The sequence below is a fragment of the Gammaproteobacteria bacterium (ex Lamellibrachia satsuma) genome, from assembly GCA_019623805.1.
Taxonomy (GTDB): domain Bacteria; phylum Pseudomonadota; class Gammaproteobacteria; order Chromatiales; family Chromatiaceae; genus QGON01.
In genome coordinates this window covers 2,663,572-2,686,670 of sequence record CP053680.1, presented here as the reverse complement: position 1 = coordinate 2,686,670, position 23,099 = coordinate 2,663,572, and the positions used below count along the sequence as shown (strand labels likewise).

The window sequence follows — 23,099 nt, the reverse complement described above, 5'->3', positions numbered from 1 at the left end:
GGTCAGCACACAGGGGTCGGAGTCAAATTGACTCCGACCCCCTTCCAGCTCAGGTAAGCATCGACTTGAGATTGGCCAGGTGCGCGGTGCCGCGCTCCTGCTTCTCCTCTTTCGACAGCTTGCTCTTCTTTCCCTCCCATACCAGATCGCCTTCCGGCAGTTCCCGCAGGAATCGGCTGGGTTCGCAACGAATGATCTCTCCGAAGCGTTTGCGTTTCGCCGCATAGGTCATGGTCAGGCTGCGCTGCGCGCGCGTGATGCCGACGTAGGCGAGACGCCGTTCCTCTTCGATATTCTCATCCTCGATGCTGGTACGGTGGGGCAGCAATTCCTCCTCCATGCCGACCAGAAAGACGTGGGGAAACTCCAGCCCCTTGGCCGCGTGCAGGGTCATCAGGTGGACCTGCTCACCCACCTCCTCCTCATTCTGGCGCTCCAGCACATCCATCAGGGTCAGGTGGTTGACCATCTCCGCCAGGGTCTTCTCCTGCAGCTCGCCATTCTGCAGGGCATTGAGCCACTCCAACAGGTCGTTGACGTTGCCCATGCGCCTTTCACTCACCGCATCGCTGCTGCTGTTCTCCCGCACCCAATCCTCGTACTGAATTTCCAGGATCAGACTGCGAACCACTTTCACCGGATTTTCGTTTTCGGCACGACGGGCAAAGTAATCGATCATCTGCGAGAAGCGTTGCAGACGTTCCAGCGGGCGGCTAGAAAGCTGGGTCTGCAGGCCCAGTTCGTGACAAGCTGCCAACATGCCGACCTCCCGCTGCTGAGCGTAGGCACCCAGCTTTTCCAGGGTGGAGGGACCTATCTCCCGGCGCGGAGTGCTAACGATACGCAGAAAGGCGGTGTCGTCGTCCGGATTCGCCAGCAACCGCAGATAGGCCATCACATCCTTCACCTCTGTGCGAGAGAAGAAGGAGGTGCCGCCACTGAGAAAATAGGGGATGTTGTGGGTGCGCAGCGCCTTTTCGAAGACACGCGCCTGGTGGTTGCCGCGATAGAGAATTGCGTAGTCACCATGATTGCTGCGGCTGGCGAACTTGTGGTGCAGGATTTCAGATACCACCCGCTCAGCTTCATGCTCCTCACTGCGGCACTCCAATACCCGCAGAGGATCCCCCGGTCCCAGTTCACACCAGAGCCGTTTCTCGAAAACATGGGGATTGTTGGCGATCAGATGGTTCGCCGCCTTCAGGATGCGGCCGCTGGAGCGGTAGTTCTGCTCCAGTTTGGTGACCTTTAGGATCGGAAAATCCGCCTTCAACTGCGCCAGGTTCTCCGGCCGGGCACCACGCCAGGCGTAGATCGACTGATCATCATCGCCAACCACAGTGAACCTCGCCTGAACACCTACCAACTGTTTGACCAGCTCATACTGGGCCAGGTTGGTGTCCTGATACTCGTCCACCAGCAGGTAGCGGATGCGGTTCTGCCACTCGTTGAGGGCATCCGGATGATCCCGAAAAAGCTGCACCGGCAACAGGATAAGATCATCGAAATCGACCGCATTATAAGCCTTGAGATGGCGCTGATACTCGGCAAAGAGCCGCGCATTGCCGACTTCCAGGTCGTCTTCCGCCTGACTGAGCGCGGCTTCCGGGCTGATCAGATCATTCTTCCACTCCGAGATACGCCACTGGGCACTGGAGACCACCGCCTCGTCACCGCTGTTCTGGCGCTTCAGCAGATCCTTCAGCAGGGTGGCGCTGTCCTGGTCGTCGAAGATGGAGAAACCGGGTTTGTAACCGAGCCGTTTCAGCTCCCGGCGCAGGATATTCAACCCCAGTGTATGAAAAGTGGAGATATTCAGCCCGCTGCCCGCTTTGCCGCCCAGCTGCTTGCCTACGCGCTCCTTCATCTCACGCGCCGCCTTGTTGGTGAAAGTAACGGCGGTGATGCTGCGCGGATTGTAGCCGCACTGCTCAACCAGGTGTGCGATCTTGGTAGTGATCACCCGGGTCTTGCCACTGCCCGCTCCGGCGAGCACCAGCAGGGGGCCATCGACATAACGAACGGCATCTCGTTGGCCGGAATTCAGGTCAGACATCTTGTTGCCAGGAAGTTTAGGGCGCTGTTTGGGCGAGAAGAGTACGCAGAGCATTTTGCCATTGCAACCATGCAAGCATCTGTTTCGGGACCTTGATATGATGGATGCTTCCTGATAGATATCGAGCAAGTCATGAGCATCCAGACCAAAGACCGGCGCTCCAAGAGTCGGCCACTGGCGGAAAAACAGCTGACCCGTGAATCCTGGCGGGTTTTTCAGATCATGGCCGAATTCGTGGAAGGGTTCGAGCAGCTGGGACAGATCCGGCCCTCGGTAAGTTTCTTCGGCTCCGCCCGCACCCCCCGCAGCCACCCGCACTATGCCCTGGCGGAAGAGATTGCACGACGCCTCTCAGACAGCGGATTCTCGGTAGTCAGCGGCGGTGGCCCCGGCATCATGGAGGCGGCCAACAAAGGGGCTTTCGAGGGAAAATCAACCAGTATTGGCCTGAACATCCAGCTTCCGATGGAACAGGTGGGCAACCCCTATCAGGATATCTCGCTCAACTTCAAACATTTTTTCTCCAGAAAGGTGATGTTCGTAAAATATGCTTCCGCCTATGTGGTCATGCCCGGTGGCTTCGGCACCCTGGATGAAATGGCGGAGATTCTGACCCTGGTGCAGACCCGCAAGACCAGGGAGATCCCGATTATTCTGGTGGATGACAAATTCTGGCAGGGTTTGCTGGAGTGGTTCCGCGGCTCACTTTGTGAAGCCGGTACCATTTCACCCTCCGACCTCGGTCTGGTGCAGGTCTGTAACGAACCGCAAGAGGTGGTGGATGCTATCTTTACGCACTATGAGAGCCGCGGCTTCGAACCTTCAGCTGAAGAGCAGGAGATGCTGCTTGAACTCTAGGAGATGACAATGAAAAAGCTGCTGGCTCTACTCTTTGCGGGCTCGACCGTTTTTTCCATCCAATCAATGGCCGCAGAGCCCTCTGCCGTACCTGAACCGCCGGATATCCCACCGCCTGTTGTCAGTGGTGAGTCCCTGGAGCCGGATGTCACCATCATCAAGAAGGAAGAGGGCACCCTCTACGAATACCGGGTCAACGGTCTGCTCTATATGGTCAAGGTCGTGCCCCAACTAGGCCCACCTTACTATATGCTCGACCGGGACGGCGACGGCGAATTCGATTCAAGGGGCAGTGATCCCACCAACGTCTCCGTACCTCAGTGGGTGCTGTTTCGCTGGTGAGGCTTTGGCCGTACAATCCTGATTTCCGATCACTTGTCATTTCCAGCGTAGCGAGAAATCTTGCGCTTTCACTCATTGATCAATCTGTAGCCTGAGATCTCTCCCTACGGTCGAGATGACAATGAGGCAATTTTGTAACCTATGAACAAACAACTGGCGCGACTGGCTTCCGCTATCGAAAAAGTCAACGACTGGCTGGGAAGACAGGTCTCCTGGCTCAGCCTGGTGATGGTATTGGTCACTTTCGCCATTGTCGTCCTGCGCTACGCCTTCGATCTGGGTTGGATCTGGCTGCAGGAGTCGGTGACCTACATGCATGCCACCCTGTTTCTGGTGGGCGCCGCCTATACTCTGAAGCATCAGGGCCACGTACGGGTCGACATCTTTTACCGCCGCTTTTCCCCACGTACCCGCGCCTGGGTAAACTTGTTCGGCAGCCTGCTACTGCTGCTGCCGGTCTGTTTCATAATCTTCCACCTGAGCAAGAGCTATGTCGTCCAATCCTGGGAGTTGTGGGAAGGTTCCCGCGAGGCGGGTGGTCTCGATGGCGTATTCCTGCTCAAAAGCCTGATTCTGCTCATGGCCGTGACGCTCGGTTTACAGGGGTTGGCCCAGGCTATCCACTGTTATCTCGGACTGAATGGACATCGGGCGCTGAGCGGGGATCAAAGGCAATCATGAGCGTCGAATTTCTCCCTCTCCTGCTATTCCTGGCCGTCTGCCTGGTACTGCTGCTGGGCTATCCCGTGGCCTTCTCCCTGGGGGGCACTGCGCTGGCCTTTGCCTGGTTTGGCACTTTGACCGGTCACTTCGACGATGCCTTTCTGTCGGCCCTGCCCAACAGGCTCTACGGCATCATGACCAACGAAACCTTGATCGCCGTACCCTTGTTCATCTTCATGGGGGTGATGCTGGAACGATCCCGCGTGGCGGAGAACCTGCTCGACACCATGGCGTCCCTGTTCGGCCCCATACGAGGCGGACTGGGCATATCTGTCACCCTGGTGGGTATGCTGCTGGCAGCCAGCACCGGCATCGTCGGCGCCACGGTAGTAACTATGGGACTGCTCTCCCTGCCCACCATGCTGAAACGCAACTACGACCCCGGGGTCTCCACCGGCATTATCTGCGCCGCAGGCACATTGGGACAGATCATCCCCCCCTCCATCGTCCTGGTTCTGCTCGGAGATGTACTCTCTGCCGCCTATCAACAGGCACAGCTGGATATGGGCATCTTCTCACCGGACACTGTCTCTGTCGGGGATCTATTTCTCGGCGCATTGATCCCCGGTCTGATGCTCGTTGCACTCTACCTCGTCTATCTTGGAGCTGTGGCTCTATTCAGACCCCATGCGGTACCTGCAATCCCTGAGGCAGAGCGGGAGCGGGATCTGCGAACCCTCTTGATCCGAGTCCTGAAGGTGCTGGTACCGCCGCTATTGTTGATCGTTGCGGTACTGGGTTCGATTCTCGGCGGACTGGCGACTCCCACCGAGGCCGCATCTGTCGGCGCCGTGGGCGCCATGCTCCTTGCCTTCAGCCAGAAACAACTCAACCTGACCACCCTCAAGGCGGTCATGACCGGCACCACCAAGGTCACCAGCATGGTGTTCCTGATCTTCATCGGTGCCTCGCTATTTTCGCTGGTATTCCGTGGTTTCGGCGGCGATGAGGTGGTCACCGATCTGCTGACCGGGCTGCCCGGCGGCGTCTTCGGCGCAATGCTGGTGGTGATGCTGGTGATGTTTCTGCTCGGCTTCATCCTGGACTTTATCGAGATCACTTTCGTGGTGGTCCCGATCGTCGGCCCCATCCTGCTAACTATGGGTCTCGACCCGGTCTGGCTGGGGGTGATGATCGCCATCAATCTGCAGACCTCCTTTCTCACCCCGCCCTTCGGTTTCGCCCTCTTCTACCTCCGTGGCGTTGCCCCGCCGGAAATCACCACCGGGGCTATCTATCGGGGCGTCGCACCTTTCATCCTGATTCAATTGCTGATGCTGGGGCTGCTCTCTCTCTGGCCACAGATGGCGACTTGGTTGCCCGGCATCGTCTATCAATAAGGCGTCCCTTTCCTGAAACATCAGGCAAAATCTGCCTGCAACACCTGCCCGACACAGCCACAAGAGTCATCACAGTAAAGACGATGGGATACACTTAGACCACAAGGAATAGTGGCCACTGAAAAAGGACTTTCAACAAAAAAGCCCGCGGAAACGCGGGCTTTTTTGTTGCTGTTTTTTTACTTCAGATGTCTGTAAGGCGAGCTGCAACCTCTAGCCGACCTGCCTCGCATTAACTCAGCATCACTCTGCCCGCCATCGGTGAAATGGGACGCTGCAACGGTGCTGTGACGACCTTGAACAGGCGGTGTTCCGGGTTTCTAAACATCACTCCCATCCCCGTTGGATTGGAGTGTATGACTACTGCAGGGACACGCCAATTTTCACCCTCCAGCGTAAATGTCAGATCAAGTTCGGCGCCGATCCCTACGGGTGCCGTCTCAATCTCCATATGCACCCCTTCAGGTGAGATATTTCTGATCAGGGCTGGAACGCAGCCCCCTGTTTTGTATCGCAACTCAACCTGAAAAGAAGCCACATGCCTTTCAGTTCCCCTCGCTTTATTTTGCATTTTTGATATCCTTTCTGCGAAAAAACACCTGCTCGTTACAGGGTTGTCGGCATTCCAGCCGGTTTCTTTAGAAAACTTTCTATTCAGTCAGGGCTGCAAGCAACTTCTGCAAGGCCTGGCCACGATGACTGAGGCTGTTCTTCACCTCTGCCGGAAGTTCTGCTGAGGTGCAGTTGTGAGTGGGGACATAGAAGACCGGGTCATAGCCGAAGCCATTGTCGCCCTTGGCCTCAAAGAGCACCTGGCCCTCCCAGGTTCCCTGACAGATGATCGGAGTGGGATCCTCTGCATGGCGCATATAGACCAGAAGGCACTGGAAACGGGCGGTACGGGCCTCCTCCGGTACATCCTTCAGGCTCTCCAGCAGCTTCTCCAGATTTGCCTGGTCCGATGCACCCTCCCCCGCAAAACGGGCGGAGTAGATGCCTGGCGCACCCTTGAGTGCATCGACTTCGATACCCGAGTCATCAGCAATGGCTGGCAGGCCGCTCAAGCGTGATGCATGCCTGGCCTTTTTGATCGCATTTTCGACGAAGCTGAGACCGTCCTCCACCGCATCAGGGATTTCGAAGTCGCGCTGCGGCACCACCTCGATCTGCCCGGTGGCAAGCAGTTGGTTGATCTCGCGCACCTTGCCGGCATTATTACTGGCAAGAACGATTCGCTCTCCGGTGTGACGGCTGGTCATGCTCTCTTTCCTGAAATTGAGTTGTGGAGTGATACCCCGCCACGACTTACCTGTCAGCGGAGTCATCGCGGCGGGAAATTAGACCCAAGAATTTGGATATATTCTCTGGAACTGCGGAGTTTAGTCGCTCAAAGCGGCCTGCTGGATCTCGAGCAGTTGCCGGATACCCTGATCGGCAAGATCAAGCATGGCATTAAGCTCTTCGCGACTGTAGGCATCGCCTTCGGCGGTCCCCTGTACCTCGATAAAGCCGCCCTTGTCGTTCATCACCACATTCATATCGGTCTCGGCATTGGAATCCTCTGCATAGTCCAGATCCAATACCGGAGTGCCCTGGAAGACACCCACTGAGACAGAGGCAATCATATTCACCAGTGGATTTCTCTCCAGCAGATCCTGCTCACGAAGATGGGAGATAGCGTCCACCAACGCAACACAGGCTCCAGTAATGGAGGCAGTCCGAGTGCCTCCATCCGCCTGAATCACATCACAGTCGATGGCAATCATGCGCTCCCCCAGCGCCTCAAGGTCAACTGCCGCCCGCAGGGAGCGACCGATAAGCCGCTGAATCTCCAACGTGCGACCACCCTGTTTTCCCCTGGCAGCTTCACGCCCCATGCGGTCAGTGGTGGAACGAGGTAGCATGCCGTATTCAGCAGTCACCCAACCCCGGCCCTTGCCCTTCAGAAAACGCGGCACTCGCGCCTCCACCGAAGCGGTGCAGATGACCTTGGTATCGCCAAACTCCACCAGCACGGAGCCCTCCGCATGCTTTGTGTAACCACGGGTAATCTTGACAGCCCGCAGATCGGTGGGCTGACGTCCGGAAGGTCTCATTGGATGGGTTACTCCTTTGATTTCAGGTCATGATGAATATCGACAACGTCGCGCAACTCTTCGATAGCTTGTTTTATCTCATGCTCGCTACGTGGCAGACGCGCTGTGCCGGCGGCATTATCCACTAAAGTCATGCCCAAGTCAGTGGGTCGAAGATCGATAGTGTCTCGCCGCCAGCGTACAGCCACTGCAGTGACATTATCACTCTCCGGCATACCATTACTCTCTGCCAGTGATGAGAGCTGGTTGACGGCTGACTGCAATGCCTGATCAGCACGAAAAAACGCATCCACCATTGGACGCGCCGGCAATTTTCCCCAAAAACCATCTGAGCAGAGCAGCACGACATCCCCCTCCTCCAGACGATGCGGTTCCCCAAGTTCCGCCACAGGACGGTTGGAGATACCACCGAGGCACCGGGTCACGTAGTTGCGAAACCGGTGGGTTTGGACCTGCGCGGCGGAGATGATGCCCTGCTGCCGCAACTGCTCCACATAGGAGTGATCCTCGGTACGGGAGAGAATGACATTGTCGCGCATAATATAGAGCCGGCTGTCGCCAACATGGGCCCAGAAGGCCTGCCCCTCCTGGATCAAACAGAGCACTGCAGTGGTACGTGGTTCAATGTGGGGTTCCTGCTCACGACCGTAATCAAGGATGCGGCGATGCGCCATCTCCATCAATCCGCTGAGAAAAACCCGAGGACCTGAGATCGGCTTGCGGCTGGTGAGGAAAGCTCTTCGGCAGGTGTCCATAAGAATCTGCGCCGCCATTTCGCCACGCGGGTGACCGCCCATACCGTCGGCCAGAGCCACCAGCATGGCATCGGGTGCCTCCAGAATCAGGCAGCGGTCCTGATTCATCCGGCGATTCCCAAGCAGGGTGCAATGAGCGGTTTCATACTTCATGTAGAGAGACTCCCGCCTTTAATGAACGAATGTCGCGACAGATCACTACTACCAGTATCATCGCGGCTCTCTTTCAGCTTTGATTTGCTCTGCAGCGCAGTCAGCAGCTCTCCGGCATTTTGCGGCCGCTCAGTCTGGTTTACCTCCATCGCCCAATCAATCGCCTCCAGCAGGTAAGCGGGATAACGACGGCGATAGACCCGGGTTGCCGGCTTCAGCTTGTCATCTGCATGACGCTCGATGGCAGAGGGTGGCGACTTGCCGTCCAGACAGGCCCGCATGCTTGCACCGATGGCATAGACATCACTCCAGGGTCCGACATCACCTGACTGGTAATACTGTTCCACCGGGGAAAACCCGCTGGTGACCACCCGCCCACTGCGACCGCCGCCACTCTCTTCCACCTGATAGACCGCACCGAAATCGAGCAACAGCGGGTTGCCGCCTGTACGCAGATGAATATTGCTGGGTTTGATATCGAGATGCAGCAGATTACTGGAATGGATCAGATCAAGGGCATCCAGGATGGGAGGGAAAACCGTCAGCATAAAACGGGTACTGAGACCACCGCTGCGTTTTTTTATATAACTCGCAAGGTTCTTGCCACGTTCGTGATCCATCACCAGATAGCCGGTATCGTTAGCCAGGAAAAACCCCCGCACCTGCACGATGTTCGGATGCCTCAGGGAAGCAAGCACCTTGGCTTCCTGGTAGAAAAGCCGACGACTGCGGCTAAGATTATCGATCTGTTTCGGGTCGATGACCTCGACCTGAAGACCCTCCCCACGTTTGGCCAGTTTCTTTGGCAGAAACTCCTTGATGATCACCTCGTCCTGGGTATCCTCGTCTTCCGCCAGGTAAATCAGGCTGAAGCCGCCACTCGCGACCAGTTTCATGATCACGTAACAGTCGAGAACGGTGCCTGAAGGCAAACTGTCGCGGGCTTTTTCCATCAATAAATTTTATTTCGGGCGTATGCTTTCTAATTATAAGACCGGTTTCAGAAAATAGTGGCTCCAACATCCCGGCGAATCGCATTATGATACACACTTCACGAAACCCTGAGGAATCTCTGATTAATTGTCATTTCGAGCACAGCGAGAAATCTCAATCCACATAACCTATTGACAGCAATGTAGTTTGAGATCTCTCCCTATGGTCGAGATGACCGTAACCCAATTATTCAGGAGTTCCTAAAACAGATTCCTCAGGGTCAATAAAATGGCCCACCAACCTTCAGGTTAGACAGATGATCAGCAGTATGACCGCTTTTGCGCGGGAAGAGTACCGGGGAGAACTCGGTGTAATGAGTTGGGAGATCCGCTCCATCAACCACCGCTACCTTGAGGCCTTCGTAAGACTGCCAGAAGAGTTGCGTGTCCTGGAGACAAAAGTACGCGAGCGACTCAGTGCGAGGCTGGGGCGTGGCAAGCTGGACTGTTCGCTGAAATTCAAGCCGGGAAAAGATGCGGAGGCCGGGCTGACTGTCAACCGACGCATGGTTGAGCAACTGATAACCGCCGATGCAGAGGTTGCGGGTATCTTACACATGGACTCTTTCGTGAAACCCATGGACCTGCTGCGCTGGCCCGGTGTCCTTGAAGAACAGGAGCGGGACTTCACGCCGGTAACAAAACAGGCGATGGAGCTGCTGGACGTCACCCTCGAAGGTTTGTTGGAAAATCGCCAACGCGAAGGCCGACGACTCGGCGAGATCATCCGGCAGCGCCGACAGGCGATGCAGACACAGGTGGATCAGGTCCGCAAACTGATGCCGGAGGTCCTGGAAAAGGTCAAGGAGCGCATCCGCGCGCGCCTGCTGGAGGTCATGGATGAGTTGGACGAAACCCGGCTGGAGCAGGAGATGGCCCTGCTCGCCCAACGGTTGGATGTGGATGAGGAGATGGACCGCCTCGACACGCATCTTGCAGAGGTTGAACGTGTGCTATCCGCCGATGAACCCATCGGACGGCGTCTCGACTTTCTGATGCAGGAGTTGAACCGGGAGGCCAATACCCTGACCTCCAAGTCTAACGATGTAAAAATCACCCGCATTGCGGTGGAGATGAAGGTCCTCATCGAACAGATGCGGGAGCAGATCCAAAATTTGGAATGATTAGCCCGAGCCTTCGATCATTCCGGTTGTATTTCAATGTTATTACACTGACCCAAAATATTTCAGGTTATCAAAGGTTGGTTTGTTATCTCCTGTTCAATGTGACTCCTTGTTGTCAGCGGTCAGGTAGAGCCAGAGGAAACCGGATACACCGGCAATGAGCGAAGCGAACAGGATCCCTGTTTTTGCCATCAGCAGGTCCTCGGCATGGTGGGCGAATCCCAGTTCGGCGATGAAGATCGACATGGTAAAGCCGATACCGCCCATCAACGCCACGCCAACGATGTGCTTGAAGTTCAGGCCTTGTGGCAGCTCGCTTAACCCGAGTTTGACCGCCACCCAAGTAAATCCGGCAATCCCTATCAACTTGCCGAGAATCAGGCCAGCCCCGACGCCCAGCGATACCGGGTGAGTGACAATGCCGCCAAGCGACGACCAGTCGATGGGAATGCCCGCGTTGGCCAGAGCAAAGATGGGGATGACGAGATAGGCGGAAGGCAGGTGCAGTTTGTGTTCCAGAGATTGAGCAGGGGCCTGAACCAGTCGTACCCCGTCACCGAGTGCCTGTACCCGTGCGCGGAGTTCATCGTTCTTGATGATGTTCTCTTCGCGCGCGTAGGCATTCTTGATCTGGTCGACCTTGTCGTGAATCTGCGACAGGAAACGTTTCGGGTCGTACTTGGGCCGCATCGGAATAATGAAGGCCAGCATGACGCCCGCAAGTGTGGCGTGGACCCCACTCTTCAGCATGGCAATCCACAGCACCAGCCCGACCAGCATGTAAGGCATCAGGGTTCGTACACCGCCACGGTTCATCGTGATCAATAGCACGATCATGCCTGCAGCCAGGCCCAGGGCAGTAAAATTCAAAGTTTCGGTGTAGAACAGGGCGATTACCATGACAGCGCCCAGGTCATCGACGATTGCCAGGGCCACTAGGAACATCAGCAAGCTTTTGGGGGCCCGGTTGCCTAGCAGTGCCAGCGTTCCCAGGGCAAAAGCGATATCGGTCGCCATGGGTATGCCCCAGCCATCCAGTGTGTGGCCTGCGGGATTGAACGCGAGGTAGATCAGTGCCGGAGCCAGCATGCCACCGATGGCGGCGACGATCGGCAACAGTGCCTGCTTGGGATCGGCAAGCTCACCAACCAGCAACTCGCGTTTCAGTTCCAGCCCGACCACGAGAAAGAACAAGACCATCAGGCCGTCATTGATCCAGTGATGCAGTGACTTGGAAAGTTGAAAGCCCTCCAGGCCAACGGTCAGCGTGGACTGCAGAATGTGGTGGTAGCTTTCATTCCAGTGGGTGTTGGCAAGAATGATCGCCGCGATCGCACACACCATCAGCAGGATGCCGCTAGTGGTCTGGCGATGAATAAACTCTTCCAGTGGCGTCAGTACACTGTCGAAGGCCTTTTCCCAAGGGGCTGTGTGTTCATTTCCGTCTATCTTGCTCATCTGTGGTACCGGTATTGTTGTATCGGGGATGTGGTGGCGGAAGCTACCCCCGCCCAGTTATTTTGGGCCTCCGTCGCGGGAGCCAGCTCATCCGTGGGAGAATAGCTGATAATCGATACTGATTCGCTCCCCGGCAACCGGGCGGAATTTCCGGTCGGCAAAGGCGACATGCAGTGGGTGTTCCCGGTAGCTGTCGATGACCGAGGCATGGCAAAAACGCACCAGCCAGGTATAGCGGAATTGTGCATCCTCTTTGATGGCCTGGCCGGTGACCACATCGAGTACTCCGGGGATTTTGCACAGCACCTCTCTTCCTTCAGCGATCATGCCATGGGCCTGCTTCTCATCGATCCCGGCGACGTTGTAGATGATCAGATGCTCCACCGGTTCCCAGGGCACGCAGTAAGCCAGCACTTCCTCAGATCGGCCAACGCTGCCCCATAGGCGCAGGCAATGCTCCACCTCGGCGCTGATGGCATGATTGACCCCTTTTACCAAGTCGCTGTATCCCCCTTGCGGCAGGGCTCGGGCATTCTCATGTATGCAACCCGCAGCGGCATCGGCAAGCGCGGTGAAATAATTGATCTTGGCGACACCGTGCGCGATCAGGCTTTGGAACTGCTCCGGGCTCAGGCCTGTTCCGCCGTGAATCACCAGCGGCAGTTGCAGTACTTCGTTGATGCCCGCCAGGCGGGCGATGTCCAGCTTTGGCTCACCCTGCATGCGACCGTGGACCGTACCGATGGAGACGGCCAAAAAGTCCACCCCGGTCTCCTCAACGTACTGCATTGCCTCATCAACCGTGGTGTAGGCAATTTCACCGGGATGTCGTTGTGCATCCTCACCTTCGACACCCGGGACGTAGCCCAGCTCGCCCTCGACGGGAATTCCACAGTCACGCGCCATGTCCACGATGGCGCGGGTGCTGTTTATATTGTCGGAAAGTGATTGATGTGAGGTATCGACCATCACCCCGTTACAGCCTGCGTTGATTGCGCGAACGGCTGATTCCAGGCTGTCGCCATGATCGAGGTGGATGGCAACCGGCACTGTTGAGCGACGCGCAGCAGTCTCAACGGCGGGCATGATCTGGTCGAAATCAAAGTATTCGAAATGGGATTCGGCCAGGCTGAGAATTACCGGTGAATGGCAACGTTCGGCTGCCTGCATGATGCCTTCAAGAAATTCAAGGCTGATCAGGTCGAATGCCCCAATCGCATAGCCGTTGTCATAGGCATGCTGGAGCATCTCTTTCATGGCGACGAGTGGCATGGTGTGTTACCTACTGTGTTAGAGGGTGGGGTTGTGGGTGTGTTTTCCAGTTGCGTGCGCAGTCTGGCCAGCGCCTGTTGGGTTGCGGCCAGTTCTGCAAACAGTTCATCGCGTGAAACAGGTCGTCGCAGCGCTTCGAGTTCTTCCGCCTTGGACTTCTCCAGATTGTTGAGCACAACCGCGATGAACAGGTTGATGATCACGAAGGTGCCGGCAAAGATGAAACTGACAAAGTAGAGCCAGGCCCAGCTGTGCAGCTCCATCGCGGTGTACATCACGTCGGTCCAGTCTTCGAGGGTGACTACGCGGAACAGGGTTAGCGCCGCGGTTCCGAGGGTTCCCCAGTGTTGCGAGTCGTGGACATGGAACAGGTGGAAGCCGGCAATGGCGTAAACGTAAAAGATGATCGACATGAGCAGCAGAACGTGTCCCATGCCCGGGATACTGCGCATCAGGGTGGTAACGATCAGGCGCAGCTCCGGAATGGTGGAGATCAATCTCAGCACCCGCAGCAGGCGCGCAAGACGGGCGATCATGGCAAGCTCGCCGGAGGCGGGCAGCAGGGAGAGCAGGATGACGCTGAAATCAAACAGGTTCCAGCCATCGCGGAAATAGAGGCCAATGCGCGGGGCCACCGCGCCGATTTTGATTATTGCCTCGACGATGAACGCCGCGAGGATCAGCTGGTGGCCGAATTCAAACCAGTCACCATAGCTCGCCTGCAGCGAGGCACTCGTCTCCAGACCCAGGATTGCCGCATTGAGCAGGATGAGGCTGATGATCGAATGCCTGAACAGGGGGGCGTTGACCAAGATGGCCAGATATTTCTGCACTAATGGCTGTGTGCTTGGCATGGCGATTCCACACAAACCCACAGGGCCTTTCGGCCCTGTGGGTTCTCTCTGTGTTTCCTGCGTTATTCGTCACTGTTCATGAAGCCAAGCAAGTGCGACAGGCTGGTGAACAGGTTGAAGATGGAAACAAACAGAGTGACGGTAGCCATGATGTAGTTGGTTTCGCCACCGTGGATGATGTTGCTGGTCTCGTACAGGATCAGCCCTGACATGAGCAACACGAACATGGCGGAGACGGCCAGTGACAGGCCGGGCATCTCGAAGAACACGGCGCCAAGACCGGCCAGGAAAGCCACCAGGATGCCCACCATGAGGAAGCCGCCCATGAAGCTGAAGTCCTTGCGGCTGGTCAGTGCGTAGACGGAAAGGCCAAGGAAGATCATGCCGGTGGTGCCCATGGCTGTCATCACCGTCTGGCCTCCGTTGGGCAGCGCAAGGTAGGCATTCAGTATCGGACCCAGGGTGTAGCCCATAAAGCCTGTCAACGCGAAGACGAAGCCAATCCCCAGCGAACTGTTGCGGAACTTCGTTGTGGCAAACAGCAGGCCGAAATAGCCAGCGAGTGTAACCAGTAGACCCGGATGGGGCAGGTTCAGGCTCATCGATACACCGGCGGTCGATGCGCTGAACAGTAGTGTCATGGACAGCAGTGTATAAGTGTTGCGAATGACCTTGTTGGAGGACAGGGTAGAGGCCTGGGTGGCCGCCGTGGAATTCATTTGATAAGTGTTCATGCTGTGTGTCCTGTTGGGTGCGTCAGCTTGATACAGTGGCTTCGTCGGGGAGGAGGTTGAGGGCAAATGGAGCTGCTCGTTCCCTGTCGCGTTGACGTGCCAGCTTTCGTGACACTGCGCAGCTGGCGCGATCGGCCGCACGGTCGATCGCTGCATACATATCCATGTCGATGTCTTCGATGACCACGTCGGGCAGGCCTGGCAGCACGACCTGGATGCGACATTGATTGTCCACGCCGCCACGCGGCCCGTTGATGTCGGACAGGCGTACTGCAACACGCTGGATGTCAGCGTCTCGTGAACCGAACGCAAAACCCAGTCGCCGCTTGGTGTGTTCACGTAAGGCTTTGGTCAAGGAAAAACTGCGTGCCTGAAGATCAATCTGCATTCTCGCTTCTCCTATTTTCAGAAAGTGAAAAACTGGTTTTAGGTTAGGCTGCTTCTTAAATTCGTAATAGTCGAATTAAGCGCTACAATAGATCGGTAATTACGAAGTATTGGTCGGCGATGATTAATTATAAACACCTTCACTATTTTTGGATGGTTGCAAAAGAGGGCAGTATTGCCCGAGCCTGCGAGCGCCTGCATCTCACACCTCAGACCATCAGTGGACAACTCAGCCTTCTGGAAGAGAGCCTGGGCGAGCCGCTGTTCAACCGTGTGGGCCGAAGTCTGGAACTCACGGAAACCGGGCGGCAGGTTCAGGCGTATGCCAACGAAATATTTTCACTGGGCATGGAGTTGGAGGAGTTGATTCGCAACTTTCCTTCCAGCCGGCCGCTGGTGTTCAAGGTGGGCGTGGCGGACGTGGTTCCCAAATCGATTGCCTATCGCCTGCTGGCCCCGTCCCTGGAGATGTCGCAGCCGGTACGCATCATATGCCGGGAAAATACCCTGGATGCGCTGTTGGCCGACTTGGCGGTACACCGTGTCGACCTGGTGATCGCAGATGGGCCGGTGCCTGCGAGCGCCAAGGTGCGTGGTTTCAACCACCACTTGGGAGAGTGTGGCATCTCCTTTTTAGCGGTTCCGCAGCAGGCAAAAAAACTGCGCAAGGATTTTCCGCGTAGCCTGGATGGCGCACCCATGCTGTTGCCAGGTGAAATGACCGCGATCCATGGGGAGTTGCTGAAATGGTTTGAAGAGCAGCAGGTGAACCCGAGGATTGTCGGGGAGTTTGACGACAGCGCCCTGATGAAGGCCTTCGGCCAAGCCGGGGCCGGTGTCTTTATCGCACCCACGCCGATCTCGTCGGAGGTTGAAAAACAGTACGGAGTAGAGGTGATCGGTCAGACGGAACAGGTGCAAAAACAGTTCTATGCGATTTCCGTGGAACGCAAGATCTCTCACCCGGCGGTTGCCGCGATCACCGAGACGGCGCGCGAATGGTTGGTGCTGGGTGATTCAGCGGTGCAGCGATGAAAAGTCATAAAAGGAAAATGGGTGCGGGTGCTTCAGCGGTACTTAAACTCTATGCCGATATCGGGTTTGCTGGCAAAGTCGAGGAAAACCACTTTTATTCGGATCTTAAAAAAGAGACTTAAAAATAGTCAGTTAGCCACATATTCGATGAGCATATCCAGAATTTGGAATGATGAGAATTCGGATCGGACTCTTATCTCTAGGGGCGCCCAAAAATATCAGTGTGTTGATTTTGATGTGTTTCAGAAAACCCGTGGTCTGTCCCTAATGTTCACGCGTCGACGACCTGGGCACAACGCCTGAAGCGGGTGTTCGGTATCGACATCTAGGTTTGCTCGATCTGTGGCGGAGCGACCGTGTATCGAAGATCCTGATGTCATCAAGAGGATACTGACCCACCTGGAGACAAGGGCGCCGAAGCTGGCAATTCCCTTCAGCCACCCTCGCTGAGTCTGAAAAACGGCGCTGAAGGTAGGGAGATTAGTTTAAGGAACCTCTGAACAAGTCATGGACCTACATCTTGTGGCTGAAACACACGGCTTTTTCGTTGAGAATCTTCGCAATAGCCAGCTAGTACGTGCGATTCTCGCCTCAAATCCGCGCATTTCATCTCACAATCTGAACGGCCCAGACTTATTCAGAGGTTCCTTAACGGCGCGACTTCAATTTCCATGATTTATGGACGACCCTTTGCCCTTTCTTCCAGAGCCACTATCCTTGCTTCGATAGGAGGATGTGATGAAAACAATGCCATAATTCCACCTTTATCATTAATGCCAAAGGCTGCCATTTGTTCCGGTAGGGCTTCAGGTTCTACCTGCCCCAAACGTTTAAGTGCATTTATCATATTCTGATGTCCAGCCAAATCTGCGCCACCGGTATCAGCAATGAATTCACGCTTTCTGGAAAAATACATCACAATTGTTGATGCAAGAATTGATAAAACAACCTGCGCCACCATCACAGTCACAAAGTAGCCGATGCCATGCCCCTGATTGTTTTTCTAAATCACACGGTCAACAATGTGTCCAACGACCCGTGACAAAAAAACCACAAAAGTATTGACTACTCCCTGAATTAACGCCAAGGTCGCCATTGGCGACATGGCTCATTTCGTGTCCTACTACAGCTTCAACTTCCCCTTGCGACATGTTATCAAGCAAGCCTTGAGATACTGCTACCAGAGCATTGTTTTTAGATGCTCCCGTTGCAAATGCATTCATTGCAGCTGATGGAAAAATAGCCACTTCCGGCGTCTTAATACCAACGATTTTTGCCTGCTTTTCAACAGCGCTGACTAGCCATCTTTCAATATTTGACGATGGGGTGGTTATCACCACCGCTCCAGTCATACGTTTTGCCATCCATTTGGACAATAGCAATGAAATAAAAGAGCCACCAAAGCCGATCACACCAGAAAGGATTACCAATGCTTGAATATCAAGATCTGAACCATTCTCAGCCAATATGCTGTCTACGCCGAAAACTCTCAATGTAATGCTTAATACCACCATGATGGCGATATTGGTCATCAGGAATAGTAAAATTCGTTTCATGGATTTACCTGTATTACATTTAGAATATGTCCGCATGATATTACGTATCTGGCAGCACGACAAAAATATAATACTGTGAGAGTGGAAGCATGATAATTCGTATATTTGAAGTACTAATGTCGTATCTTCCGAATATTTCGTTCTGAAGGTTAATGATTCGCTTATGACTACTCTGCAATTTCTTCTTTACGGCGGTTATGTTCCAATGCTAAATTCTTGTTTTACTGTTGCGTATTTCCTGAAACTGTTCTGCGTCAAGGTGACCTTTGAAAGTGCGCTGTAACGTGCCGCTCGATCTGGCGATGGCCAATGCCATTAATGAGATTGGCCGTGTTTTGGGCAAAAAAACCATCGCTGAATATGTGGGGGAACGAGGTGATACTCGAACGTCTACGCTAGACCGGGGTGGACTATGTGCAAGGTTTCCACATTGGTAACCCTAAGGAACCCCTGATTAAGTTCCAGTTTTTCTAAAAATCCAGCTCCAAACTCGGAAAAATCGCCATGTGATCGGATAAAAGACCATTTTCGAGTGAGTCGGAGACTTTTTCGCCGCTTTAGCGCTCCGGAGACGAATCCCAGGCAAATTACCCACTACGAAACCATCAATTCTCGTCTCGCCATGTAAAGATTCCCCAGCGCAAACAGCATGTGCAGTTGTGCGGTGTTCTTAGCCAATCCGCGAAAGGGATGTTCGACGAATGCACGGATGCCAGCTTTCGCCTTTTCGACGGCTTCATTGGCTTCACCCAGCTCGCCACCTTCTTCTTTCAGTTGCTTTCACCTGTCACGCTTCATCGCAACATGCCAAGTGACTTTGCAGTCCTTCATCTCTTCACGTTTCTCAATACCAATGTAATCCACATCAGCAAACGCCATCTCTTCTTCACCATGGAGAAGATTGTGGGTCTCACTGATGTCGCTGGTGTTGGCCGCTGTTCCTGTCATGTGGTGAACCAGGCCACTGTCCATGTCGACGCCGATATGGGCTTTCATGCTGAAGTACCACTGATTGCCTTTGCACGTCTAATGCATCTCTGGATCGCGCTTCCGTTCTTTGTTCTTTGTGGAACTGGGGGCATCGATGATCGTCGCGTCGACCAGCGTTCCCTGCCGGAGCATGAGGCCTTTGTCTCGTAGGTGGGTATTGACCTCTGCAAACAGGGATGCGGTCAGATTGTGCTTTTCCAACAGATGTCGAAAGTGAAGAATGGTGCTTTCATCCGGCATATTGCCTTTGGCCAGCAATAACCGCGTAAAGTGGCGCATGGAAGTGATTTCGTAGAGTGCATCTTCGGCAGCAGCGTCACTGAAGCTATACCATTGCTGCAAGCAGTAGATGCGCAACAACGCAGAGAGTGGATACGGCCGCCTACCGTTACCCGCCTTAGGGTAATGCGGCTCGATCAGGCGTTCCAGACGCAACCAGGGAACCACCTGCTCCATCTCGCCCAGGAACTTCTCCCGGCGTGTCTGTTTCCGCTTTCCATTGTATTCGGCATCTGAAAAACTCAGCTGATCCATGCTGTTGCTCGTTTGCTGTACCGGTGCCAGTATTCTCGCATGTTAGGGAACTTGTTCAGAGTCTCCCTAAGTGTATATACGACTGAAAAACTGTCGTGAATGGTGGGCAAATCAGCAGTAATAGGCGGCAGGTCACGGTTTTCTCTCCAATCAAAAACGATATACGTGGTGCGCCCCCTATTTTATAAATTCTGTGGATTTACTATATTTTTATCAAATTGAAACGGTAAATCCAACTGACTCCCAGGGGCTGAATATTAATGTCAAAACCAGACCCAGAAAAACTGAGTTGCCTGTTCGATGAATTTGAGCGGCAGGACACGAATGATGTCGGCCTAGAGGCAGAGCTCGAACATAAAACCTATCGGTGGAGAGATGTTTATGTAGAGCGCGGTGAACTGGGTCTTCTCATGGAAAGATGGAAAAAGGTTTCCGACTTTCAGCGAGTTGAGGAGATACAGCCCCAGCTGACCATTCTCCTGGCCAATTCCGGTTTTGGCAAAACCCGGCTCGTGCACAAGTTTTATGAGGAAATAGTCAAACGGCATCAGACTGATGGCTGCCGGTATTGGCCCCCCTCATCGGCAGGAACAATGACACGCTTACGGTTAATCCGCCATTCGACCAAGTGGATTTGGAACAACGGTTGCCTTTTCTTTGGTGGGGTGTCCAGCTGCCTGATCAAACCACCGAAAAGTCGACCTGCAAGCCGGTGTTGAATGACTCGGTGCGAGTACTATCCAGCCATCTGTTTTCGATGGAAATGGCGCGTCAGAAAAGGGAAGTGCGTAACGCAATAAGCCAAGAGGTGATGAATCTGGCGTTAGTGACAATCAGTAAGCTAACCCTGATTGAAACCGCCAAAGATTATTATGAAATCGGCAAAGGCATTGCGGGGGCAATCAACAAGGCGATCGGCATCAGGAAGGAGGAGAAACTGACCCACACTGAGCGCGAACGGAAAGAGAAAAAAGAGTTTGTAGACGAAGTTGTCGAGAACCTCTCGATGCTGATGAATCCGGACAACAGTGACATAGAAAGGATACCCATGGTTCTGTTCATCGATGATGCGCAATGGATCGTCTGTAAGCAAGACCACCAATCCCGGCCCAATACAGACCTGCTTGAGTTACTGGGGAAGATCATGCGGCTTGCCAGACAGGAGCATTGGCCAATCATGATCATCCTGACCCACTGGGAAGAAGACTGGAACAGACTCAGGCTTTCAGGCGATGGTGTGCCGTATCTATTGGAGTCTGGCGATAAGGCGGAAATTATTGAACCTTACGCAAGAACCACTAACCCGAACTATCATGGTTGGGGGGAGTGGGAGCGGTCGATCATCAGGCTGGGCCAGTTTGATTTATCCGGGATACTGAAGACCGCTTTACCCGGCATCTATCGGGATGAAGAACAGCGGAGGCGCCTGATCGGAAAAGTGGTCGATGGTTTTCAGCGGGAGAAAGACGCTCTCGCGGATAATGCCCGCTATCTCGATGAGTTCCTCAAGATGCTCTATCAGCCCGCCAATCTGGAATATCTCAGGGATCGAAGTATCGATCAACCGCTGATCGACGGCTGGGAAGAGAGGATGAGCCGAAAGCTCGGTGGTTTGGAATACGCCAGGCTGGTGCAATACCGGTTTGATCAGCTCAAAGAGCCGTATCGCCAGACATTATGCCTATCCTCCTACCATGGGATAGAGTTTCCCGAGAAACTGACAGAGGTCACCTCCCGCTACCTACACGGCCCTAAGTATGGCTGTCCATGGACGGCGCTCGAGAATCCGGAGACCTTCATACAGCGCAACGTCAGGTACCCGAGCGGGGTGTCACGCTTCCCGGATTCGGTCTATAAAAGCATTGCCTACGAAGCACTGTCGCCTGAGCATAAGCAGAAACTCAAAAAGATCCTGCCCAGACTGCTGAGTCACTGGCTGTACTATGGTTCATTCGCTCAGGGACTGGAGGCACTGGATCTGAATTTAGCTGAAGAGGAGACGCTGTGTGAAATAGCACTCAAGGTATTGAATGAGTGCAGGTCAGATTCAGACAGCCTTGCCAGGGAAATCAATACAGATCTGGCTTCGGCAGTTGCGCTATCTCGTCTGGTTCGAATAAATCGCTATAAATACAATGAGCAGCAGGCTTACCAGTATGCGCTGGAATTTTATGAAAGCCTCGTGGAACCGTGGGATCCTGGCGATATCGAATTCGGAGATGCAATAGCAATATACAACAGCCTGAGTCTTCATCAGCAACATGATGCCGCAATATTCATTGCGCGGAATATAAACTCTGATTGCATTGAGCTTGACAGATTGAATGGCAATCAAGAATCGAAATCGAATCTATCCTTCTCTTATGGATTGCTTGGTGAAGTGGCCTTCGGTATGCAGCAACCCAACGAGGCAAGAGCGTGGCATGAAATGGCATTGGAGATAGACCGTTTACTGGCAGAACAATCCCCAGACCCGGATACATTGCACTCCCTCTCTATCTCCTTCGAGCGGTTTGGTGATATCGCTGCCGACATGTTGCGTCTGGATGAGGCAAAGAGATGGTATGAGGAGTCATTGGCAATACGCAGTCAGTTGGCGGAAAAGTCTTCAAGCAGGCAAGACCTTCAGGGTCTCTCTTTCGCCTATGGGAAGCTTGGAGGTTTGGCGCTTGATTTGCTGCAATTGGAAGAGGCGGACTCTTTTCATCAGAAATCGTTGGAGATACGTGAGCAGCTACTGCATCGTCAGTCAAACCCGGATACATTGAGGGATTTATCACTCTCACTCGAACGTTTGGGTGATGTTGCCGTTGCCATGAACGATTTCGAAAAAGCCCAACAGTTTTTTCATGACATGCTGGATATTAAAGAGATTCTTGTCGAGGAGGCGGTCACTCCCCAGGCTTTACGAGATCTTTCCATAGCCAATAAGAAACTTGGTAAGGTCGCCCGCAACATGCAGCAACCGGATGCGGCAAAAGCCTGGTATGAGAAAGCGCTGGAGATAGACCACTTGCTGACAGAGAAATATCCAGGTCCCAAAACGCTATTGGATCTTTCTATCACCTACTTGGATTTGGGTGATGTGGTGTTAGACAATCAGCAACCGAAAGATGCAAGTACCTGGTATGAGCAGTCGCTGGATATTATCAGTGGACTGGTGGAGAAGTCTTTGAGCCCTAAAGTGTTGTCGAACCAGGCAATCGCCTATGAGCGGTTGGGTAATGTGGCCGTCATCACACAACAACAGGAAGCGGCCAAGGCGTGGTACGAGCGGGCATTGGAGATACGCCGTCAGCAATCAGAGGACGCTGAGAATCCGCAAACCATGCGAGACTTGTCCATCATGTATGGAAAACTGGGAGACGTAACCAGGGACATGCAGCAACCGGAAGATGCGAAGGTCTGGTATGAGCAGGCATTCAAGATAACCAGCCTGCTGATGAAAAACTCTTCCAGCCCAGAAACAATACGGGATCATGCTTTTTCCTGTGGAAAGCTGGGCGATGTGGCCGCAAAACTCCAACAGCCGGAACTTGCTGTGGGATGGCACGAGCAGGCGCTGGAACTGCACCGTATAATATTCGAAGCTTCAAATAGCTTGCAGGGATTAAGAGATATATCTCTCTCGATTGAGCGATTGGGTAAGGCCGCCCTCGCCCTGGGAAATCTTGCAAAGGCCCGTGACCTGTTTATTGAAATGATGGATATGAAGGAACAGCTTGTGGAGATCGCAGAGAGTCCACTGGCTTTGCGTGACCTCTATATCTCATATTCGAAAATGGGTGATGTAGCCAGGGAAATGGAACAACCAGCCTAGTGGGCCATGCGTAAAATAAT

Annotated in this window: 18 protein-coding genes and 2 pseudogenes; 7 read left to right on the top strand and 13 right to left on the bottom strand. The window is 54.0% G+C overall.

Features of this window, described 5'->3' with window-relative positions; translation table 11 throughout:
* Positions 1-49: 49 nt before the first annotated feature.
* Positions 50-2,056, bottom strand: coding sequence for a DNA helicase Rep (gene rep / locus HPY30_11765; protein ID QYZ66598.1), 2,007 nt, complete (start codon positions 2,054-2,056; stop codon positions 50-52).
* 132 nt (positions 2,057-2,188) lie between these two features.
* Here rep and HPY30_11760 point away from each other — a divergent pair, with 132 nt between their 5' ends.
* The 4 genes from HPY30_11760 to HPY30_11745 all read left to right on the top strand — a co-directional run bounded on the left by HPY30_11760 (position 2,189) and on the right by HPY30_11745 (position 5,319).
* Positions 2,189-2,914: a TIGR00730 family Rossman fold protein gene (locus HPY30_11760; protein ID QYZ66597.1), complete on the top strand. Its 726-nt coding sequence runs from the start codon at positions 2,189-2,191 to the stop codon at positions 2,912-2,914.
* 9 nt (positions 2,915-2,923) lie between these two features.
* Positions 2,924-3,256 carry a DUF2782 domain-containing protein gene (locus HPY30_11755; GenBank protein QYZ66596.1) on the top strand — a complete coding sequence of 111 codons (333 nt, stop codon included), beginning with the start codon at positions 2,924-2,926 and terminating at the stop codon, positions 3,254-3,256.
* A 141-nt stretch (positions 3,257-3,397) separates the two neighbouring features.
* The gene (locus HPY30_11750; protein QYZ66595.1) at positions 3,398-3,937 is read left to right on the top strand and encodes a TRAP transporter small permease subunit; all 540 of its coding nucleotides are present in this window, start codon (positions 3,398-3,400) and stop codon (positions 3,935-3,937) included.
* A complete protein-coding gene (locus HPY30_11745) occupies positions 3,934-5,319 on the top strand; it encodes a TRAP transporter large permease subunit (protein QYZ66594.1) in 1,386 nt (461 codons plus the stop codon). The genes HPY30_11750 and HPY30_11745 overlap by 4 nt, the downstream gene beginning before the upstream one ends.
* Before the next feature lie 232 nt (positions 5,320-5,551).
* Here the strand turns inward: HPY30_11745 and HPY30_11740 are convergent, their stop codons facing one another.
* From HPY30_11740 to HPY30_11720, 5 genes are all read right to left on the bottom strand, one after another.
* A complete protein-coding gene (locus HPY30_11740; GenBank protein QYZ66593.1) occupies positions 5,552-5,890 on the bottom strand; it encodes a PilZ domain-containing protein in 339 nt (112 codons plus the stop codon).
* 79 nt (positions 5,891-5,969) lie between these two features.
* Entirely contained in the window at positions 5,970-6,578 is a 609-nt protein-coding gene (locus HPY30_11735; protein ID QYZ66592.1) for an XTP/dITP diphosphatase, read from the bottom strand.
* 120 nt (positions 6,579-6,698) lie between these two features.
* On the bottom strand, positions 6,699-7,415 hold the full coding sequence (gene rph / locus HPY30_11730; protein QYZ66591.1) for a ribonuclease PH: 717 nt from the start codon (positions 7,413-7,415) through the stop codon (positions 6,699-6,701).
* Positions 7,416-7,423: 8 nt separating this feature from the next.
* Positions 7,424-8,323, bottom strand: a complete 900-nt coding sequence (locus HPY30_11725; protein ID QYZ66590.1) for a serine/threonine-protein phosphatase — start codon at positions 8,321-8,323, stop codon at positions 7,424-7,426.
* Positions 8,320-9,276: a serine/threonine protein kinase gene (locus HPY30_11720; GenBank protein ID QYZ66589.1), complete on the bottom strand. Its 957-nt coding sequence runs from the start codon at positions 9,274-9,276 to the stop codon at positions 8,320-8,322. Before HPY30_11720 ends, HPY30_11725 begins: the two co-directional genes overlap by 4 nt.
* A gap of 296 nt (positions 9,277-9,572) precedes the next feature.
* On the opposite strand from HPY30_11720, the gene HPY30_11715 reads away from it, so the two are divergent.
* Positions 9,573-10,439: a YicC family protein gene (locus tag HPY30_11715; GenBank protein QYZ66588.1), complete on the top strand. Its 867-nt coding sequence runs from the start codon at positions 9,573-9,575 to the stop codon at positions 10,437-10,439.
* 96 nt (positions 10,440-10,535) lie between these two features.
* Here the strand turns inward: HPY30_11715 and nhaA are convergent, their stop codons facing one another.
* From nhaA to HPY30_11690, 5 genes are all read right to left on the bottom strand, one after another.
* The gene (gene nhaA / locus HPY30_11710) at positions 10,536-11,897 is read right to left on the bottom strand and encodes a Na+/H+ antiporter NhaA (GenBank protein QYZ66587.1); all 1,362 of its coding nucleotides are present in this window, start codon (positions 11,895-11,897) and stop codon (positions 10,536-10,538) included.
* 87 nt (positions 11,898-11,984) lie between these two features.
* Complete coding sequence (locus HPY30_11705; protein QYZ66586.1) at positions 11,985-13,169, bottom strand: ketose-bisphosphate aldolase; 1,185 nt, start codon at positions 13,167-13,169, stop codon at positions 11,985-11,987.
* Positions 13,151-14,023, bottom strand: coding sequence for an ion transporter (locus HPY30_11700; GenBank protein ID QYZ66585.1), 873 nt, complete (start codon positions 14,021-14,023; stop codon positions 13,151-13,153). Before HPY30_11700 ends, HPY30_11705 begins: the two co-directional genes overlap by 19 nt.
* Positions 14,024-14,085: 62 nt before the next feature.
* Positions 14,086-14,742: a Bax inhibitor-1/YccA family protein gene (locus HPY30_11695; GenBank protein QYZ68021.1), complete on the bottom strand. Its 657-nt coding sequence runs from the start codon at positions 14,740-14,742 to the stop codon at positions 14,086-14,088.
* A 37-nt stretch (positions 14,743-14,779) separates the two neighbouring features.
* Complete coding sequence (locus tag HPY30_11690; protein ID QYZ66584.1) at positions 14,780-15,145, bottom strand: HPF/RaiA family ribosome-associated protein; 366 nt, start codon at positions 15,143-15,145, stop codon at positions 14,780-14,782.
* 119 nt (positions 15,146-15,264) lie between these two features.
* Between HPY30_11690 and nhaR the strand changes: the two genes are divergently transcribed.
* The gene (gene nhaR / locus HPY30_11685) at positions 15,265-16,179 is read left to right on the top strand and encodes a transcriptional activator NhaR (GenBank protein ID QYZ66583.1); all 915 of its coding nucleotides are present in this window, start codon (positions 15,265-15,267) and stop codon (positions 16,177-16,179) included.
* Positions 16,180-16,855: 676 nt separating this feature from the next.
* Here the strand turns inward: nhaR and htpX are convergent.
* Positions 16,856-17,735: pseudogene (gene htpX / locus HPY30_11680) on the bottom strand (protease HtpX).
* Between the two features lie 594 nt (positions 17,736-18,329).
* A pseudogene (locus HPY30_11675) lies at positions 18,330-19,259 on the bottom strand (IS5 family transposase).
* Between the two features lie 568 nt (positions 19,260-19,827).
* Here HPY30_11675 and HPY30_11670 point away from each other — a divergent pair.
* On the top strand, positions 19,828-23,079 hold the full coding sequence (locus HPY30_11670) for a tetratricopeptide repeat protein (GenBank protein ID QYZ66582.1): 3,252 nt from the start codon (positions 19,828-19,830) through the stop codon (positions 23,077-23,079).
* Positions 23,080-23,099: the final 20 nt, after the last annotated feature.